General features: G+C 72.8%; 17 protein-coding genes. 9 read left to right on the top strand and 8 right to left on the bottom strand.

Features of this window, described 5'->3' with window-relative positions:
- Window positions 1-9 precede the first annotated feature (9 nt).
- Genes DV20_RS00405 through DV20_RS00390 form a run of 5 tightly spaced genes read right to left on the bottom strand, consistent with a single transcriptional unit; the run spans window position 10 to window position 4,978 of the window.
- A complete protein-coding gene (locus tag DV20_RS00405; protein ID WP_043775104.1) occupies window positions 10-1,863 on the bottom strand; it encodes a helix-turn-helix domain-containing protein in 1,854 nt (617 codons plus the stop codon).
- Window position 1,864: 1 nt separating this feature from the next.
- The gene (locus tag DV20_RS00400; protein ID WP_043775101.1) at window positions 1,865-3,190 is read right to left on the bottom strand and encodes an MFS transporter; all 1,326 of its coding nucleotides are present in this window, start codon (window positions 3,188-3,190) and stop codon (window positions 1,865-1,867) included.
- A 34-nt stretch (window positions 3,191-3,224) separates the two neighbouring features.
- Window positions 3,225-3,974 (bottom strand): 3-hydroxybutyrate dehydrogenase, encoded by a 750-nt coding sequence (locus tag DV20_RS00395; RefSeq protein ID WP_043775098.1) that lies wholly within the window; start codon window positions 3,972-3,974, stop codon window positions 3,225-3,227.
- Between the two features lie 49 nt (window positions 3,975-4,023).
- Complete coding sequence (locus DV20_RS43545) at window positions 4,024-4,212, bottom strand: DUF397 domain-containing protein (protein WP_084093250.1); 189 nt, start codon at window positions 4,210-4,212, stop codon at window positions 4,024-4,026.
- Window positions 4,205-4,978: a helix-turn-helix domain-containing protein gene (locus DV20_RS00390; RefSeq protein WP_043775094.1), complete on the bottom strand. Its 774-nt coding sequence runs from the start codon at window positions 4,976-4,978 to the stop codon at window positions 4,205-4,207. Before DV20_RS00390 ends, DV20_RS43545 begins: the two co-directional genes overlap by 8 nt.
- Window positions 4,979-5,145: 167 nt before the next feature.
- Between DV20_RS00390 and DV20_RS00385 the strand changes: the two genes are divergently transcribed.
- Complete coding sequence (locus DV20_RS00385) at window positions 5,146-5,586, top strand: DarP family protein (protein ID WP_043775328.1); 441 nt, start codon at window positions 5,146-5,148, stop codon at window positions 5,584-5,586.
- On the opposite strand, the gene DV20_RS00380 is transcribed toward DV20_RS00385, so the two are convergent.
- Window positions 5,540-5,932: a VOC family protein gene (locus DV20_RS00380; protein WP_043775091.1), complete on the bottom strand. Its 393-nt coding sequence runs from the start codon at window positions 5,930-5,932 to the stop codon at window positions 5,540-5,542. The two genes, DV20_RS00385 and DV20_RS00380, sit on opposite strands and share 47 nt — an antisense overlap.
- A gap of 187 nt (window positions 5,933-6,119) precedes the next feature.
- Between DV20_RS00380 and DV20_RS00375 the strand changes: the two genes are divergently transcribed.
- From DV20_RS00375 to DV20_RS00365, 3 genes are all read left to right on the top strand, one after another.
- Entirely contained in the window at window positions 6,120-7,058 is a 939-nt protein-coding gene (locus DV20_RS00375) for a helix-turn-helix transcriptional regulator (RefSeq protein ID WP_043775088.1), read from the top strand.
- A 304-nt stretch (window positions 7,059-7,362) separates the two neighbouring features.
- Window positions 7,363-9,429, top strand: coding sequence for an AMP-binding protein (locus DV20_RS00370; protein WP_043775085.1), 2,067 nt, complete (start codon window positions 7,363-7,365; stop codon window positions 9,427-9,429).
- Entirely contained in the window at window positions 9,429-9,692 is a 264-nt protein-coding gene (locus tag DV20_RS00365; RefSeq protein WP_043775083.1) for a hypothetical protein, read from the top strand. The genes DV20_RS00370 and DV20_RS00365 overlap by 1 nt, the downstream gene beginning before the upstream one ends.
- Here the strand turns inward: DV20_RS00365 and DV20_RS00360 are convergent.
- Both DV20_RS00360 and DV20_RS00355 read right to left on the bottom strand, forming a co-directional pair.
- Window positions 9,677-10,276, bottom strand: coding sequence for a GyrI-like domain-containing protein (locus DV20_RS00360; protein WP_043775080.1), 600 nt, complete (start codon window positions 10,274-10,276; stop codon window positions 9,677-9,679). The genes DV20_RS00365 and DV20_RS00360 overlap by 16 nt on opposite strands.
- Entirely contained in the window at window positions 10,276-10,785 is a 510-nt protein-coding gene (locus DV20_RS00355) for a PadR family transcriptional regulator (RefSeq protein WP_043775077.1), read from the bottom strand. The genes DV20_RS00360 and DV20_RS00355 overlap by 1 nt, the downstream gene beginning before the upstream one ends.
- A gap of 151 nt (window positions 10,786-10,936) precedes the next feature.
- On the opposite strand from DV20_RS00355, the gene DV20_RS00350 reads away from it, so the two are divergent.
- From DV20_RS00350 to DV20_RS00330, 5 genes are all read left to right on the top strand, one after another.
- Entirely contained in the window at window positions 10,937-12,256 is a 1,320-nt protein-coding gene (locus DV20_RS00350) for an SWIM zinc finger family protein (RefSeq protein WP_235190666.1), read from the top strand.
- Between the two features lie 202 nt (window positions 12,257-12,458).
- Complete coding sequence (locus tag DV20_RS00345; RefSeq protein WP_043775071.1) at window positions 12,459-13,844, top strand: DUF5691 domain-containing protein; 1,386 nt, start codon at window positions 12,459-12,461, stop codon at window positions 13,842-13,844.
- Window positions 13,841-14,926: an ATP-binding protein gene (locus DV20_RS00340; protein WP_043775066.1), complete on the top strand. Its 1,086-nt coding sequence runs from the start codon at window positions 13,841-13,843 to the stop codon at window positions 14,924-14,926. The genes DV20_RS00345 and DV20_RS00340 overlap by 4 nt, the downstream gene beginning before the upstream one ends.
- Complete coding sequence (locus tag DV20_RS00335) at window positions 14,923-17,103, top strand: DUF5682 family protein (RefSeq protein ID WP_043775063.1); 2,181 nt, start codon at window positions 14,923-14,925, stop codon at window positions 17,101-17,103. The genes DV20_RS00340 and DV20_RS00335 overlap by 4 nt, the downstream gene beginning before the upstream one ends.
- A complete protein-coding gene (locus DV20_RS00330) occupies window positions 17,100-18,350 on the top strand; it encodes a VWA domain-containing protein (protein WP_051735719.1) in 1,251 nt (416 codons plus the stop codon). Before DV20_RS00335 ends, DV20_RS00330 begins: the two co-directional genes overlap by 4 nt.
- Window positions 18,351-18,422 lie beyond the last annotated feature (72 nt).

Here is an 18,422-nt window from a genome sequence, read left to right as displayed (position 1 = left end):
AAAGCGGAGTCACCGCGGTGCGCCGAGCCGATGCAGCCGCAACGCCAGCTGGATCTCCAGCGCCCGGTCCGGCACCTGCCAGTCCTCCCCCAGCAGCGACGCCACCCGTTCCAGCCGCTGCACCACCGTGTTCACGTGGACGTGCAGCACGTCCTTGGTCCGCGCCAGCTGCGAGCCGTTCGCGAAGTAGGCCCGCAGGGTCGCCACCAGCTCGGTGCCGCGGCGCTCGTCGTAGTCCAGGACCGGTCCCAGCGTCTGGCGGACGAACGCGTCCAGGTCCGCGCGGTCCCCCAGGAGCTGGCCGAGGAAACCCAGCCCGGCCATCGCCGCGCCTTCGCCCGTCCGGCCGAGGGCCAGCAGCGCCCGGACGCAGCGGGCCGCCTCCGCGTGGGCCTCCGCGATCGCCGATGGGCCGCTCGCCGGGCCCGCCGCGCCCACCGTGACCGGGCGGCCCGTCGCCGAGCCGAGGTCGGCCGCGACGCGGCGGGCCAGCTCGTCCGGGTCGCCGGTCGCGAGCAGGACCACCTCCTCCGCGTGCACCCCGACCAGCGTCGCGTGGCGGGCGGCCGCGCTCGCCACGCGACGGCGTGAGCCGCCGTCGGCGTGGGCGACCAGGACCGCGTGCGGGGCCGACAGGTCGATGCCCAGCCGGCGGCCGCGGGCCAGCAGGGCGCGGGGGTTGCGGCCGGGCGCGGTGAGCAGGTCGGTCAGCAGCTCGCCGCGGACCTCGTCTTCGGCGCGCACCACCGACCGCCGCAGCATCAGCAGCAGCGCCGTCACGACGCCGGCGCGCTCGAACAGCCGCCGGTCGGGGTCGCTCAGCCCCGCGCGGCCGGCCAGCACCAGGCTGCCGAGCAGTTCCGGGCCCGCCTGCACCGCGCACACCCAATTGTCCTTTGTGGACACCGCGCGGCCGCTCGCGCGGGCCGCGGCGAGCGCGTCCGGGTCGAGCGCCACCGGGTCCGCCGAACTCGCCAGCAGCGTGCCGTCGGCGTCGTACACCGTGAGATCGCCGTGCAGCACGTCGGCGACGGCGTCGGCGACGTCCGGCAGGTCACCACCGCGCAGGACGAGGTCGGTCAGCCGGTCGTGGGCGTCCTCGGCGCGTTCCATCGTCGCGTTGGCCTCGTTGAGCTCCGCGACGGCGCGGCGGGTCTGGTCGAGCAGGTTCGCGCTGTCCAGCGCGATCGCCGCGTGGTCGGCCAGCGACGACAGCAGCGCCACCTCGTCGGCGGTGAACTCCCGGGTGGCGCGGTCGGACGCGAACAGCACGCCCAGCACCTTCGGGCCGATGGCCAGCGGGACGCCGAGGATGGCGGTCAGGCCTTCGTCTTCGACGCCGGAGTCGATGTGCCGGGTGTGCTTGAACCGGTCGTCGTTGAAGTAGTCCGACGTCGCGTACGGCCGGGCGGTCTGCGCGACCAGCCCGCCGAGGCCCTCCCCCATGCCCAGCACGATCTGCTGGAACTCCGCCGACACCGAGCCGTCGCTGACCCGGATGTAGGTCTTGCCTTCGGCCTCGTTGTTGAGGCTCAGGTACGAGACGTCCACGCCGAGCAACGCCCGGGCCCGCCGGACGATCGAGCGCAGCACGGTGTCCGGATCGGACAGTGCGGCGAGCTCGCTCGCGGTCTCGAACAGCGCGGTGAGCTGGGCTTCGCGGCGCCGGTGCTCGGCCAGCGTCTCGCGGATCCGCAGCGCCAGCTCACCCGCGCTGGCCAGCGCGGCCAGGTCGGCCGCGTCGAGGGTGCCCTCGGCGCGGGCGGCCACGACGACGTGCGCCAGCTGCTCGGTGCTCGCCCCGGAGGCGAGCAGGTCGAGCAGCCGGCGCAGGGCGTCCGAGGGTGCGGTCACGGCCGTCATGCTAGGGCGAAACGACCGCCTTCTCCGCCTCGACGTCGTCGTGCAGCGATTCGCCGCGGGTTTCGCGGGAAGCGAGCAGCGCGATCACCGTGATCAGGCACATCGCCGCGACGTACAGCGACACCGGCACGGTGCTGCGCCAGGCCGAGAACAGCGCGACCGCGATCAGCGGCGCGACGGCCCCGGCGGCGATCGACGACAGCTGCCCGCCGACCGAAAGGCCGGTGTAACGCACCCGGGTCGGGAACTGCTCGGCGAAGAAGGCGGCCTGCGGGCCGTACATCGCGCCGTGCAGCACCAGCCCGACGGTCGCGGCCAGCACGATCACCGGCGACGACTTCGTGTCGAGCAGCGCGAAGAACGCGAAGCCCCACACGGCCATCCCGATCGCCCCGAACAGATACACCGGACGGCGGCCGACGCGGTCGGACAGCGCGCCCCACACCGGGATGGTGACGAAGTGCACGGCCGAGCCGATGAGCACCGCGGTCAGCCCGACGCCCTTCGGCAGGTGCAGCCCGGTCGTGACGTACACCAGGATGAACGCGGTGATCACGTAGTACGACACGTTCTCGGCCATCCGGGCGCCGATCGTGATCAGCACCTGGCGCCAGCTGTTGCGGAAGACGTCGACGACCGGGACGTGCTTTTCGGCGCGTGCCTCGGCCTGGCGCTGGGCGGCGAGGAACACCGGCGACTCGGCGACGGCCAGCCGGATCCACAATCCGATCAGCAGCAGCACGCCGGAGAGCAGGAAGGGAACGCGCCAGCCCCAGGACATGAACGTCGCATCGGACTGGGTGGCCGAGAGGATCGCCAGTACGGCGGTGGCCAGCAGGTTCCCGCCGGGTGCGCCGCACTGCGGCCAGCTCGCCCAGAAGCCGCGGCGGCCGTCGTCACCGTGTTCGGAGACGATGAGGACGGCCCCGCCCCACTCGCCGCCCAGCGCGAAGCCCTGGACGAGCCGGAGCAGCGTGAGCAGCAGCGGAGCCAGGACGCCCGCGGTGGCGTACGTCGGCAGCACGCCCATCAGGCAGGTCGAGCCACCCATCAGCACGAGGCTGACGACCAGCAGCTTCTTCCGGCCGAGCCGGTCACCGAAGTGGCCGAAGACCAGGCCGCCGACCGGGCGGGCGAGGAACCCCACGGCGTAGGTCAGGAACGCCAGCAGCGTGCCGGTGAGCGGGTTCGCCGTCGGGAAGAACAGCTTGTTGAAGACGAGGGCGGCGGCCGAGGTGTAGAGGAAGAAGTCGTACCACTCGATGGTGGTGCCGATCAGGCTCGCGCCGACGATCTTGGCGATCGCCGACCGGTGGGGTTGGCTCACTGCGGGCTCCACTTCCTTGTGGTTGAGCGGTTGTTTACGCGGCGGTCCAACCGCCATCGAGGGGTATCGAGGCCCCGGTGATGTGACCGGCGTGCGGCGAGCACAGCCACACCACCAGGGAAGCGACGTCTTCGGGTTCGATGAGCTTCTTGATCGCGGCGCGCTTGAGCAGGACCTCGGAGACGACGTCCTCACGCGGGATGTCGTGCTCGGCGGCCTGGGCGTCGATCTGGCCGTCGACGAGCGCGGTGCGCACGTACCCGGGGTTCACGCAGTTGCTGGTGACGCCGTGTTCGGCGCCTTCGAGCGCGGCGACCTTCGAGAGGCCTTCGAGCCCGTGCTTGGCGGCGACGTACGCGGCCTTGTAGGCGGAGGCGCGCAGCCCGTGGACGCTGGACATGTTGACGATCCGGCCCCACCCGCGGGCGTACATGGCCGGGAGCGTGTGCCGGATGAGGAGGAAGGGGGCCGTGACCATCAGGGCCTGGATCCGCGTGAAAATCTCCGGCGGGAAGTCTTCGAGGGGCGAGACGTGCTGGATCCCGGCGTTGTTGACCAGGACGTCGACCTCGGCCGGCAGCGCGCCGATCGAGGCGGGGTCGGCGAGGTCGGCGACGTGCGCCCAGCCCCCGACCTCCGCGGCGGCGGCTTCGGCCCGGTCTCCGTCCAAGTCGACGACGTGCACCTTGGCCCCGGCCGCACCCAGGGCGCGGACGCAGGCGAGGCCGATACCGCTGGCCCCGCCGGTCACGAGGGCGGTGCGCCCGTCCAGATCGCTGGTCATGGACGGGAACGGTAAGCGTGACGCCGATCGCTAGCTATGTGTGCGAGAGCTACACCTTCGGAAGATCCAGTGTGGTCGGGTGACATAGGGCGGCGAGGAGGGCATCCCACGATCGGGTGGAGATTTCGAGGGTGCCGCCGGATCGGTCCTTCGTGTCGCGGATTTTTGCCGCAGGTCCGAGCGCCACTTCCACGCAGTTGTCTTCGCCTGAATAGCGGGAGGTCCGCCACTCACCCATCCGAGCCTCCGAGTTCGGCGATCACCTCCCCGATGAACGCGCAGCTCTCCTGCTCGCTCAGGGCAAGCGCCGCCAAGGTCTTGGCGGCCGACCGGTAGTCCGCCACCTGATCGTCAGCGTAGAGGTAGGCGCTGGACCGATACTGCTCGACGAACACGATCGGCGGCAGCTGCAGGAAGTCGAGGATCACGAACGGCCCGCACAGCCCGGGGTGGAATACCGGGGTACCCCGGAGGATCCGCAGCGAAATGTTGCTCCACCGGGACAAGTCGCGCAGGAAGCGGAGCTGCTCGACCATGACCGGCGGCTCGATGAACCCGGGCCGCAACGCCGCCTCCCCGAGGATCGCCCGGAACGGGGTCCGCCGCGATGCCCCCAACACGCTCCGCCGAGTCTGCCGGGCGTTTGCCAGCCGCTCGTTCTCCTCGCCGGCCACACCGAACCCGGCCAGCACGACCCGCGCGTATCCGGCGGTCTGGAGCAGCCCGGGAATCAACGCCGGTTCCCAGCTGAACAGCTCGCTCGCCTCGCGCTCGTACTGGACATAGGTGCCAGGCTTCAGCGAGAACCCGGGCATCACCTTCTCCAGCCAGCTCAGCTCATGCGCCGAGCGAGCCAGCTCCAGCAGCCGCTTCCGCTCCTCCGGATCCACCACCAGCGCCCCCATCAGCAGCGCCACCTGCTCCACCTTGGGTATCCGCTTCCCGTACTCCCAGTTGGACAGCTCCTGCGCATGCACGCCGATCTTCCGGGCCAGCTGCCGCACTCCGAGGTCCGCGCCTCCCGGCAGGTGCGCAGCCCGAACCCGAGCGCTCTCGCCCGGGGTGTCGCGAAGGGTGTTGCCATGACCGCATTGTGTCACCGGGGTCCGACATTTCCGTTCCCGCGCCCGTCGGCTGGTGTCGCGGATCCGCGTCGGTTTCGCTGCTGGTCATGGACCCGGACCACGCACTCCTGACCCGTCTGCGCGACCTCGCCGAAACCCTCCCCGGCGACGTCGCCTGGCTGACCGGCCCGCCCCTGCGCGCGGACGGCCTGCGCGACCTCGGCGAGCGGCTCAGCTGCCTCGGCGCCGATCTGATCAGCCGCGCGGGCGTCCTCGACGAGATCGCCGCCGCCCGCCTGCCCGCCCACGGCTGGATCCCCGAATGCGGGCCGGAGCCGCGCCGCCGGCTCACCCACTACGTCGGGCGCGGCGAGGTGCGGCTCGGCCTGATCTACTTCGCGAGCTGCGGCGCGGGCTGCTTCCCCTTCTACGGCACCGATCCGGCGGGCAAGACCGAGCGGCACGAGCGGTGCGAGAAGTGCGTCAAGGAGGCGTACCGGCTCATGAGCGTTCCGCCAGCACCGCGAGATAGTGCACGTTCGTCATGATCCCGAGGACGTTCCCGAACGGGTCGACGACCGACGCCGTCACGAAACCCGGCCCGCGTTCGATGATCGGCTCGTACTCCTTGGCGCCCAGCTCGAGCAGGCGCGCGAAGGTCGCTTCGAGGTCGTCGACGTGCCAGCGGACGATCTCGCCGCCCGGCTCGGCGTGCGCGAACGGGGCGTACCTGCGGTCGATGATGCCGAGTTCGTGCTGGTAGTCGCCGATCCGGAACTCGAAGTACCCCGGGACGCCGTAGTACGGCTCGACCCCCAGGAACTCCGTGTACCAGGCCTTCGCGGCCTCGTGGTCCTCGGCGTAGTAGGTGACGGTGGCCATCCCTCGCAGCATGTCCTGCTCCTCTCGATCGTGTGGAGCCATCATGCGGGGGCAAAGTGCTCACCAACTGAGCACTTTCCCTCGAGTGCCCACCGCGCCCGCCGCTGGGCGGACGTCTCCCGCAGCGGCCGGGCGTCCAGTCCACAATGGACCCCACTGCCCCGCCGCCCGGCGCCGGGACGAGTGCGACACTTCCCTCGTGCGCGCCGACCGCCTCGTGGCCACCCTGCTGCTGATGCAGGCGCGCGGCCGCGTCACGGCCGCCGAGCTCGCATCGGAGCTGGAGATCTCCGTCGCCACGGCCCGTCGCGACCTCGAAGCCCTGTCGGCGGCCGGCGTGCCGGTCTACCCGCAGCCAGGCCGCGGCGGCGGCTGGCAACTCGTCGGCGGCGCACGCACCGACCTCTCGGGCCTGAGCGCGGGCGAGGCCCAGGCGCTCTTCCTCCTGGCCGGCCCGGCGGCGGCGGGGGCGCCGGAGGTCAAGTCGGCCCTGCGGAAGCTGCTGGGCGCGCTACCGGGCACGTTCCGGGCGGACGCCGAAGCGGCGGCGGACGCGATCGTCGTCGACCAGGCGGGCTGGGGCGAGCGCCCCACGGAGCGGCCGCCGATGGTCTCGCGGCTGCGGGACGCCGTCATCGCGCGCCGCCGCGTCCGCCTCGCGTACGCCGGGCGCGAGAAGTCCGAGCGGCTCGTGGACCCGTGGGGCCTGGTCGACAAGGACGAGCTCTGGTACCTGGTCGCGGGCACGGCCAAGGGCAGGCGGACGTTCCGCGTCGACCGGATCGTCTCGGCCGTGGTGACCGACGAGCCCGCGGAGCGGCCGTCGGACCTGGAGCTGGCGGCGGTGTGGCAGGAGGTCGTCGAGGAGGTGGAGAAGCGCCGGTCGCTGCTCAGCGCCGACGTGGTGCTCGACCGGCGGCACTTCCCCGTGCTGCGGGGGCGGTTCGGGCGGCACTGCGAGCTGGTCGCCGAGCTGCCCGGGGATCGGGTCCGGGCGCGGGTGGCCGCGCCGGCGCCGGTGATGATCGCGCAGGAGCTCGCGGGGTGGGGCGCGCTCGTCGAGGTGGAAGGCCCGGAGTCGGTGAAAGCCGAACTGGCCCGGCTGGGCGCGGAACTCCTCGCCCGCTACGGATCGTGACCACCCTTAGCGTGTCCGCTATGCCCTTTGTGCCGTTATTGCTCTGTTCAGAGTTCGCCTTCACCGACGGACGCCCGCGGAGCCCGCATACCTCGCCTGTCGATCACGTTGACCGGCTCGATCGCCGCTATGCCTGGTGAACGCCGTTAATCGGTCTACAGTGGACACGGGAAGGGCCCACTGGGAGTGTCCGTTACCCGCCGGTATCTGGCCGTTCGGAGTACCCCTGCTCACCCGTTTGCTGCTATTGTGACGCCTCCGTGACCTGAACGTGCGTTCGGTGACACTTCGGTGAGGGCAGACAATGCGTGACGATGTGGTCGAAGCGAGTGCCGTGGTCGGGCACCCGCCGGACGTGGTGTGGCAGATCGTCGGATCGCCGGAGTGGTACTCGCGATTCGTGCCGGAGATCAGCTGGTGCGAGATCCAGGAGCCGGCCGGGCGCGGGCGCGGCCCGAAGGGCTCGATCCGGATCGTCCCCGCGCGGGGACCGATGTTCGAGACGCAGATGCAGGCCGTCGTCTACCGGCCGGGCGAGCACGTCGTGTGGTGCGGCGTCCCCGACGAAGGCACCTGGGTCTCCATCGAGCTCAGACCGCTGGCCGGCGGCAAGACCGAGCTGTTCGTGCGGATGATGCTGCCGCCGGCGCACCTGGACCTCGTGTCGTCGATCAAGAAGGACGTCCGCGCCCTCGCCCGGCGCCTGGACCTGCACCTGGCCGGCGAGCACGACCCCGAAACCGACGGCGAGACCAACAAGGCCACCAAGCTGCGCACCACGAGCATCCTGCTGCGCGCCGGCGTGCTCAGCGCCGGGCGCCCGGACAAGCTGGCGCGTCAGCTGAACTCCCTCGCGCAGTGGGGCGCCACGGTCGCGGGCGGCTACCAGGCCGCGGCGGCGCGCGTCCCGGACGAGCCCGCCCTGCACGACGAGCGCAGCTTCCGCACCTTCCGTCAGGTCCAGGAGCGCAGCGACCGGCTCGCCAACGCGCTGAGCGAACTCGGCGTCGTCGAACGCGACCGGATCGCGCTGATGTGCCGCAACCACGCCGCGATGATCGAGTCGTTCGTCGCGGCCAGCAAGCTCGGCGCCGACGTCATCCTGCTGAACACGGGCCTGTCCGCCGCCTCGGTGAAGGACGTGCTCGCCGAGCACCGGCCCTCCGCCGTGCTGGCCGACGACGAATTCGCGCAGACCATCGCGAACGTGCCCGGCGATTTCGCCCGGATCAGCACCTGGCCGGACGCCGACGCCGGCTACCCGACCGTCGACGAGCTGATCCAGGCCGCGCCCGCCGACCGCCCGAAGCCGGTCGAGCGCCCGGGCCGGCTGATCGTGCTGACCTCCGGCACCACCGGGACGCCGAAGGGCGCCCGCCGTCCCACGCCGAAGGGCATGGGCACCGCGGCGGCGATCCTCGACCGGATCCCGCTGCGCGCCGGCGACCGGCTGCTCGTGGCGGCCCCGCTGTTCCACACGTGGGGCCTCGCCGCGATGCAGATCGGCATGGCGCTGCGGGCGTCGCTCGCGCTGATCCGCAAGTTCGACGCCGAAGAGACGTTGCGGACGATCGCCGAGCAGAAGTGCGACGCGCTGTTCGCCGTGCCGATCATGCTGCAGCGCATCATGGACCTGCCCGAACGGGTCCGCGCGCGCTACGACCTGTCTTCCCTGCGGATCGTGGCCAGCAGCGGCTCGGCGATGTCCGGGCCGTTCGTGACGTCGTTCATGGACACCTTCGGCGACGTCCTCTACAACTTCTACGGCTCGACCGAAGTGTCCTGGGCGAGCATCGCCGACCCGGCCGACCTGCGCGCGGCGCCCACCACGGCCGGCCGCTGCCCGCTCGGCACGCGCCTGGCGATCCTGGACGAGGACCGCAAGCCGGTGCCGCCGGGCGGCGAGGGCCAGATCTTCGTCGGCAACGACATGCTGTTCGAGGGCTACACGAGCGGAACCGACCCGGCGCGCGCGGCGGACATGATGGCCAGCGGCGACGTCGGCTACCTCGACGCGGCGGGCCGCCTGTTCATCACCGGCCGCGCCGACGAGATGATCGTCTCGGGCGGCGAGAACGTGTTCCCGCGCCCGGTGGAGGAAGCACTGGTGGCGCTGCCGGGCGTCCACGACGCGGCGGTGGTCGGCGTGGCGGACGCGGAGTGGGGCCAGCGCCTGGCGGCGTACGTCGTCCCGCGCCGGGGCGCGTCCCTGCACGCGGAGGACATCCGGCAGTACATCCACCAGCGCCTGGCCCGGTTCGCGGTGCCACGGGACGTGTATTTCGTCCCGGACCTCCCCCGCAACGCGACGGGCAAGATCCTCAAGCGCCTCCTCCACGACGACACCTGGCCGGCGACGAGCGAGTACTGATGCCCGAGCACACGCCGGACGGCCGGTACATCGTCGTACACGGCCGCCGCTGGCGGGCCACGGACCCGGAGATCCCCGAGGACGTCCGAGACCGCCTGCAGAAGCACCTGATGGCGGCCCGGCGGGTGCAGGACCGCGCCCGCGTCCAGACGGCGAAGGTCGCGTTGGGCGAACGCGGCGAGCCTTGGTGGGAGCAGACGTCCGAGCAACGCCGGGTGCGCTGGGAGAGCGGCCTCGCCGAGCTCGATCAGCCGACCGGCTGACGCAGCACGGTCTTGAGCTTCGCCGGCTCGGTCCGCCGCGGATCGCCGAGGTAGACCTCGTGGTGCAGGCCGGTCAGCTTCAGCCCTTGCTCCACAACGTATTCGTCGTGCAGGCGGGCCAGCAGCGGGCCCTCGTCGTCGTGCGAGCCGAGGTGGAGGGCCTGCGCGCACCGGCCCTCGTGCAGCTTCTCGAACCGCACGGGCGCATCGATCTTCTTCTTGCGCACCACGGTTTCCCGGGCTTCCTCGACCGCGTCCTCCCCGATCCACGGCGGCTGCGCGATGAGCATCGTCCACTGCCAGGAGTCCTTGGCGCGCACGGTGAACGCGGTGTAGTCGTCCGCCCACCACAGCCCTTCCAGCGGGCCCACGACGAAGTCTTCGCCACGTTGCTTCGCCGAAAACTTGATCGTGTACGCGAAGGCGTATAGCGCTTCGACGGCTTTCTTGTAGCTCTCGGCCGTATTCGGGTTGCCGCGGCCGTCGATGGCGAGGAACTGCTGCTCGGGCACGTCGAGCAGCGCCCAGTCGCGGTTCTTCGGAGCGTAGAGCTGCTTCAGTTCCTTCTTGAGGTCATAGGGCATCAGGTGATTCCTTCCAGCCACCGGGCTTCCGCCTCGAGTTGGGCGATGGAGTAGTCGAAGATCGCCCGGACGAACGCCGGGGCGTCCTCCTGGGCCGCGGCGGCGCGCCGGACCTCGGCCAGCCGTTCCCCGACGGCTTCCGCGCGCCGGGCCAGCGCGGCCGCGAGCCGTTCGGGCGGGACGGCCGGGCTGTTGGCCAGGCCGACGAGCACCGGCGGGTGCACCGGCCGCAGCTCCGCGATGGCGGCTTCGGCGGCCGCCGCGCACGCCTGGCGGCCCGCTTCGGTGACCGTGAACGTCTTCTTGGCCTTGGCGTGCGCGCGTTCCCCCTCGACCTCGGCGACCAGGCCTTTCTCGCGGAGTTTGCCCAGGACGTAGTAGATCGAGCTGAAGCCGAGCGCCGTCCAGTCGCGCATGCCGCGTTCCGAGACGACCTCGTCCAGCTCGTAGCCGTGCCTCGGCCGCTCGGCCACCAGACCCAGCACCGTGAGCTCCGCGTCGGTCAGCACGGCGGTACTCTAGCACTAGAATAGTCGCCTCCGGAAAATGTCAGTGCATCCGGGGCTCCGCCCCAGGTCGGGGGCTCCGCCACCCGAACCCCCGGAAAATGTCGGTGGGTGCTGGCATGCTTCAGCGAGTACCGGAAAGCGAGGGAGCACAGTGGGGGGACAGGTGGTGACGGCGGTGCCGTGGACCGCGGAACGCGTGGCCGGGCTGGCGCCGGATCCCGCGTCGGAGAAGGCGGGCCGGGCGCTCGCCACGCCGGCGAGGTGGTCGGGCGCGGGCGCGTCCGAAGACGCCGTGTGGGGCTTCTGCCAGGGCAGTGGCAAGAAGCCGTACCAGACGTGCGTCGAGCTCGCCGAACCCGCGTTCCGGTGTTCCTGTCCCAGCCGGAAGTTCCCGTGCAAGCACGCGCTGGGGTTGCTGCTGCTCTGGGCGGCCGGCCGGGTCGACGCGGGCGCGGCACCGGAGTGGGTGCACGCCTGGCTGGCCGAACGCGCCGATCGCGCACGCCGAGCGGAGAAACGCGCCGAGGCGGCGGGCCCGAAGGACGAGGAGGCGGCCGCCCGGCGCGCTTCCGAGCGGGCGTCCCGCGTCGAGGGCGGCGTCGCGGAGCTGAAGGTCTGGCTCACCGACCGGATCGGCGCGGGTTTCGCGGGCTTCGAGCGCAACGGCGGCGAAGAGCTGCGCACGGTCGCGGTCCGCATGGTCGACGCCCAGGCGTCGGGCCTCGCGGGCGGCCTGCGCCGGGCGGCGGCGGTCGTCGGCCGCCGCGACTGGCCGGAGGCGCTGCTGGCCGAGCTGTCCCAGCTGTACCTGCTGGCGGACGCGGCCACGCGCCTGGAGTCGCTGCCGCCGGCGTTGGCGGAGACGGTCCGCACCCGCCTCGGCTTCTCGGTGGAGACGGCGAAGGTGCTGGAGAGCGGCGAGCGCGTGGCGGACGAATGGCTGATCACCGGCGCGGCCGACGAGGAGAACGACCGCCTGCTCACCCGCCGGACGTGGTTGCGCGGCCTCGGCACGGGCCGGGACGCACTGGTGCTGTCGTTCGCGCCACCGGGCCGTCCCCTGGACGCGTCGTTGCCCCCAGGCCACCGCCTGACGGCGGAGCTGGCGTTCTACCCGGGCGCGGCGCCCCTGCGGGCTTTGGTGGCGGAGCGCGGCATCCCGTCCGCGGCCCCGGCGGCCGAGGGAGGTTCGATTTCGGAAGCCCTGGCGGCGCACGCCCGGGCGATGGCGGCGGACCCGTGGGTGGAGCGCTGGCCGGTGCTGCTCTCGGGCGTGACACCGGCGGAGCACGCGGGCGGCTGGTGTCTGTCCGAAAAGGACGGAACGGCGCTGCCGCTGGTGCCGTACGCGTTCCCGTGGTCGCTGCTGGCGCTGTCGGCGGGCCGCCCGCTGACGGTGGCGGGCGAGTGGAGCCCGGCGGGCCTGAGGCCGCTGACGTGCTGGCACGAAGGCCGGGCGGTGCGGCTGTGAACCGATCCGAAGCCCACCCGCACCAGCCCGCAACCCGCGCGTTGCCCGGCCGGCCCGGAGCCGGGCCACGCCGCCGGCTCTTCAGCGGGCGCCAACCCACCCGCGCCCGCTCGACCGGCTCCAAGCCACTCCCATCCCTCGATCAGCAACCCACCCACTCCCCGCGAACCCCGACCGACCCACTCCGAAAGGCGGTGAAGCCGTGAAAGCCTGGGAAGATCTCGTCGGCACCGCCCTCCTCGGCACCCGGCGGCGCACCCTCGACCTCTCCGCGCAGCCGCCCGCCGTCCAGAGCCTCATCGCCGACCGCGAAGATCCCGCCGAACAGCTGCTCGCCGCCGCGGCCGTGATCGGGACCTACCGGCGGGCCGGGCGGCAGGCGCTGCGCGAGGTGCGGCCGCTTCCCGTCGCCGCCAAGGACGAGCGGCCCTTCGTGCCGCCGCTCGCGCGGGACCGGCTCGGCCGGCTTCTCGCCGCCAGTCACCCCGATCTGCTGCTCGAGTGGCTCGGGATCGTCGCCGGCACCGGTTACCGCGTCCCGCCCGAAACCCTGCCGCTGCTCGCCGAGGCCGCCCGCACGAAAGCCGCCCTGCGGGGGCCGCTGGTCACCGTCGCCGGGCCCACCGGTGCCTGGCTCGGGCAGCGGAACCCCGACTGGTCCTTCCTCGCCGCGCCCGCGGAAGAGCAGGCCGACGTCTGGCAGTACGGCAGCCTCGCCCAGCGCCGCCGGTGGCTGGCCGCCAAGCTCGCCGACGATCCCGACGCCGCCCGCGAGGCCCTCGCCGCCTCCTGGAAGATCGAGCCCGCCGACGTCCGGGCCGACTTCCTCGGCGTCCTCGGCGGGCACGTCCGGGCCGACGACGAAGCCTTCCTCGAGGCCGCGCTCACCGACCGGGCCGCCGCCGTCCGGGAACAGGCCGCCGACCTGCTCGGGCGGCTGCCCGGCACCCGCTACGGGCGCGGCATGGCCGAACGGCTGAGGCCACTGGTCCGCCGCCGGAACCGGGTTCTCACCGTCACGCTCCCCCAGGGCGAACGCGGCGACGGCACCGTCCGCCTGCGCACCCTCGTCGCGGCCGCTCCGCTGTCCTTCTGGAGCGAGTTCGGCCCGCCGGCCGAGGTCGTGCGGATGACCGTCGAAGGCTGCCCGGCCGCCGTGCTGCGGGACTCCTGGGCCACCGCCGCCCTGCGGCAGCGGGACGAAACCTGGGCGCAGGCGCTCATCGGCGCCGATCCCGGCGGGCGCACCACGCCACCGCTGCTCGGCGTGCTGAGCCCGGCGAGCCAGGCCGCCACCGTCGGGCACCTCGTCGGCCGGCTGCCCGTCGAATCGTTCGCCCGGCTGGTGCACGAACTGCCCCGGCCGTGGACGAAGGCCCTCGGCACCGCGCTGCTCGACTGGGTCGCCCGCCAGGACGACCACCGCCTGGTCTCGCACGCCGCGGTCGTCATCGCGCGGGCCGTCCCGCCGGAGTGCCTGCGCCACCCGCTGGCCACCACCCGCCTGACCATGGACGCCGGGCCGTGGCGCCGGGCGCTCACCGAAACGCTGAACTTCCGCCGCGAAATGTACGAGGAGCTCGCATGACCGCCCCCACCGTCCTCCGGCCGCACGCCGAACAGGACCACGCCGCCGAGCTGGCCGCGCTGGCCGCCGCCGACGACCGGGCCAAGCCGCCCAGCTGGAACCTGTCCCCGTGGGCCGTCGTCGAGTACCTGCTCGGCGGCACGCTGCCGGACGGCACCGTGATCACCCCGAAGTACGTCGGCCCGCGGCGGCTGATCGAGGTCGCCGTCGCCACCCTCGCCACCGATCGCGCGCTGCTGCTGCTCGGTGTGCCCGGCACGGCGAAGACGTGGGTGTCCGAACACCTCTCCGCCGCCATCAGCGGCGACTCGACGCTGCTGGTGCAGGGCACCGCGGGCACGTCCGAGGAGTCGATCCGCTACGGCTGGAACTACGCCCGGCTGATCGCCGAGGGCCCGAGCCCCGCCGCGCTGGTCGAAAGCCCGGTGCTGCGCGCGATGCGCGACGGCAAGCTGGCCCGCCTCGAGGAGCTGACGCGCATCCCCGCGGACGTCCAGGACTCGCTGATCACCATCCTCTCCGAAAAGACCCTGCCGATCCCCGAGCTCGGCACGGAGGTGCAGGCCCGGCCGGGCTTCAACCTGATCGCGACGGCGAACAACCGGGACAAGGGCGTCAACGAGCTGTCGAGCGCGCTGCGGCGGCGGTTCAACACGGTCGTGCTGCCGCTGCCGGACAGCGCCGAGGCCGAGGTCGAGATCGTCAGCCGCCGGGTCGCCGAGCTGGGTGCCTCGCTGAAGCTGCCCGCCGAAGCCGCCGAGCTGGCCGAGATCCGCCGCGTGGTCACCGTGTTCCGCGAGCTGCGCTCGGGCCGCACCGAAGACGGCCGCACGGCGGTGAAGTCGCCGTCCGGCACGCTGTCGACCGCGGAGGCGATCAGCGTGCTCACCGGCGGGCTCGCCCTGGCCGCCCACTTCGGCGACGGCGTGCTGCGCCCGCACGACATCGCGGCGGGCATCCACGGCGCGGTGGTCAAGGACCCGGTGGCCGACCGCGCGATCTGGATCGAATACCTGGAGACCGTGGTCCGCGAGCGCGACGGCTGGGCCGACTTCTACCGGGCGGGCCAGGAGATCTCTTGACCACTCACCTGCTCGGCATCCGCCACCACGGCCCGGGATCCGCCCGAGCCGTGGCGACGCGGCTCGCCGAACTCGAACCCGACGTCGTCCTCATCGAGGGGCCGCCCGAGGCCGACGCCCTGGTCGAACTCACCGAAGACCCGGCCATGCGGCCGCCGGTCGCTCTCCTGGCCTACGCGACCGACGACGTCTCGCGCGCCGCGTTCTGGCCGTTCGCCGTCTTCAGCCCCGAATGGCAGGCGCTCACCTACGCCCGCGAGGCCGGGATCCCGGTGCGGTTCTGCGACCTCCCGGCCGCGCACACGTTCGCCGCGGGGCCGGACGAGCACGCCGGTCCGCCCGTCGACCCGCTGGCCCTGCTGGCCACGGCCGGTGGGTACGACGACCCGGAACGCTGGTGGGACGACGTCGTCGAGTCGCGGCGCGACACCGAAAGCCCGTTCGAAGTGATCGCCGAAGCGATGACCGCCGTGCGGGAAGACGAAGAACCGCCTCGGGGCACCGAAGCCCGGCGCGAGGCCTACATGCGCTCGGTGCTGCGCCGCACCCGCAAGGACGGCTTCGAGAACATCGCCGTCGTCTGCGGCGCCTGGCACGTGCCCGCGCTGGCCGATCCGCTGCCGCCCGCCTCGCACGACCAGGCCGTCCTCAAAGGACTGCCGAAGCGGAAGGTCGCGTGCACCTGGGTGCCGTGGACGCACGGCCGCCTCGCCACGGCCAGCGGCTACGGCGCGGGCGTGCGCTCGCCGGGCTGGTACCACCACCTGTTCACCACCGCCGGCGACGTCACCACGCGCTGGCTGACCGGCGTCGCCGCGGTGCTGCGGGAAGAGGACCTGCCCGTCTCGACCGCGCACGTCATCGAGGCGGTCCGCCTCGCCGAAACGCTGGCCACGCTGCGGGGCCGGTCGTCGGCCGGGCTGGCCGAAGTCACCGAAGCCACCCGGTCGGTGCTGTGCGGCGGCGACGAGGTGCAGGTCGAGCTCGTCACGCGGCGCCTGGTGGTCGGCGAACGGCTCGGCGAGGTGCCCGACCGCGTGCCGCAGCCCCCGCTGGCCGCGGACCTCACCGCGACCGCGAAACGCCTGCGGCTCAAGAAGGACCCGGTCGTCAAGGAGCTCGACCTCGACCTGCGGACGCCGGGCGGACTCGACCGCTCGAAGCTGCTGCACCGGCTGCGGATCCTGGGCATCGAGTGGGGCAGCCGGGAGGCGTCGGCGCGGCGGAACAGGGGCACCTTCCGCGAGACGTGGGCGCTGTGCTGGGAACCGTCGTTCGAGGTCGACCTGGTCGCGGCCGCGGTGTACGGCACCACCGTCCCGTCGGCGGCCACCGCCGCGGTCCGCGGCAGCGTCGAAGGCACACCCCCGCTGGACGAGGTGACCACGGCCGTCGAGAACTGCCTGCTCGCCGACCTGCCGGAGGCACTGCCCGAAGCCCTCGCGGCGCTCGACGCCCGCGCGGCGGCGGACGCGGACGTCGCCCGGCTGATGGCGGCCCTGCCCGCACTGGCCAGGGCGACCCGGTACGGCAACGTCCGCGGCACCGACACCGGCGCGCTGCGGGCGGTCGCCGACCGGATGCTGGACCGGATCTGCGCCGGGCTCCCGCCGGCCGCGCACGGCATCGACGACGACGCCGCGGCCCGGCTGGCCAAGCTCGTCGACGGCGTGCACGACGCGACCTCCCTGCTGGGCGACGAGCCGAAGGAACGCTGGCTGGCGGCGCTGGCCCGGCTGGCCGAACGGCCGTCGCTGCCGCCGCTGCTGGCCGGGCGGCTCACCCGGATCCTGCACGACGCCGGGCTGTTCGACGCGCTCGACATCGAGCTGCGGCTGGGCCGCGCCCTCACGCCGGGGGTGGTGCCGTCGGCGGGCGCGGCGTACGTCGAGGGTTTCTTCGACGGCGGCGCGCTGCTGCTGGTGCACGACGAGGGCCTGCTGCGGGTGATCGACGCGTGGCTGGCGGCGATCCCCCAGGACGTCTTCACCGAGGTGCTTCCGTTGCTGCGCCGCACTTTCGGCGCCTTCAGCGGGCCCGAGAAGCGGGCGATCGGCCAGCGCGCGGCCGGGCTCACCGGCGCCGCCCGCGCGGTGCCGGTGGCTGACGAACTGGACGAGGACCGGGCCGAGCGTGTGCTGCCGGTCCTGGCGACGCTGCTGGGGGTGGGCGCATGAGCACCGCCGACGGACTCCCTCCCGCGGAGGCGGCAACGAACACCGCCGACGGACTCCCTCCCGCGGAGGCGGCAACGAACACCGCGGACACCGACCGGGTCCGCCGCTGGCGGCTGGTGCTGGGTGGCGACGGCGCCGGGCCGGGGTCCGGACTGGCGGACGCCCAGTTGTCCGAAGAGGACAGTGGCGTGGACGCGGTACTGGCGGTCCTCTACGACAAGCCCGACGAGGAGGCCACGGGCGGCCCGCGCAGCGCGAACCTGGGTGCGTCGGCGCCGCGGGTCGCGCGCTGGCTGGGCGACATCCGGCGCTACTTCCCCAGCACGGTCGTGCAGGTGATGCAGCGCGACGCGGTCGACCGGCTCGGGCTGACCCGGATGCTGCTGGAGAAGGAGCTGCTGTCGGCGGTCGAGCCGGACGTCCACTTGGTCGGCACGCTGCTGTCGCTGAACGGCGTGCTGCCCGAGGAGACCAAGGAGACCGCGCGCGAGGTGGTCCGCAAGGTCGTCACCGAGCTGGAGGAGCGGCTCGCCGAACGCACCCGCGCGGCGATCCGGGGCGCGCTGGACAAGGCGTCCCGCACGCACCGGCCGCGTCCCGGCGACGTCGACTGGGCGCGCACGATCCACGCGAACCTCAAGCACTACTCCCCCGACCTGCGCACGATCGTCCCCGAGAAGCTGATCGGCTTCGGCAGGCGGCAGCAGGCGGTGCAGCGGGACGTGATCCTGGCGGTCGACCAGTCGGGCTCGATGGCCGAGTCGGTGGTGTACTCGGGGTTGTTCGGCGCGGTCTTGGCGTCGATGCGGGCGCTGAAGACGTCGTTCGTCGCGTTCGACACGGAGGTCGCGGACCTCACCGAGCACCTCGCCGACCCGGTCGACGTCCTGTTCGGCACCCAGCTGGGCGGCGGCACGGACATCAACCGGGCGATCGCGTACTGCCAGGGCCTCGTCGAGCGCCCGGAGCGGACGCTGCTGGTGCTGATCAGCGACCTCTACGAGGGCGGCGACGAGGAGGAACTGCTGCACCGGATCGCCGAGCTGGCGGGCGCGGGCGTCCAGGTGGTGACACTGCTGGCGCTGTCGGACTCGGGCGCCCCGTCGTACGACCACGAGAACGCGGCGGCCCTGGCCGAGCTGGGCATCCCGGCCTTCGCGTGCACGCCGGACCAGTTCCCCGAGCTGATGGCCGCGGCCATCCGGGGCGACGACCTGCAGGGCTGGGTGGCTCGCGAGACCAGCTGAGTTGCGGAATCAAACCGACCTCGCGGTGGTTGAGGGGAGTGTGGGGCCAGTGCCCCGGGAAGGACGGCTCAC

It is taken from the genome of Amycolatopsis rifamycinica (assembly GCF_000695625.1).
GTDB classification, from domain to species: Bacteria; Actinomycetota; Actinomycetes; order Mycobacteriales; family Pseudonocardiaceae; genus Amycolatopsis; species Amycolatopsis rifamycinica.
The sequence above is the reverse complement of the archived record's forward strand: the minus strand, read 5'-3'. Positions and strand labels throughout refer to the sequence as shown.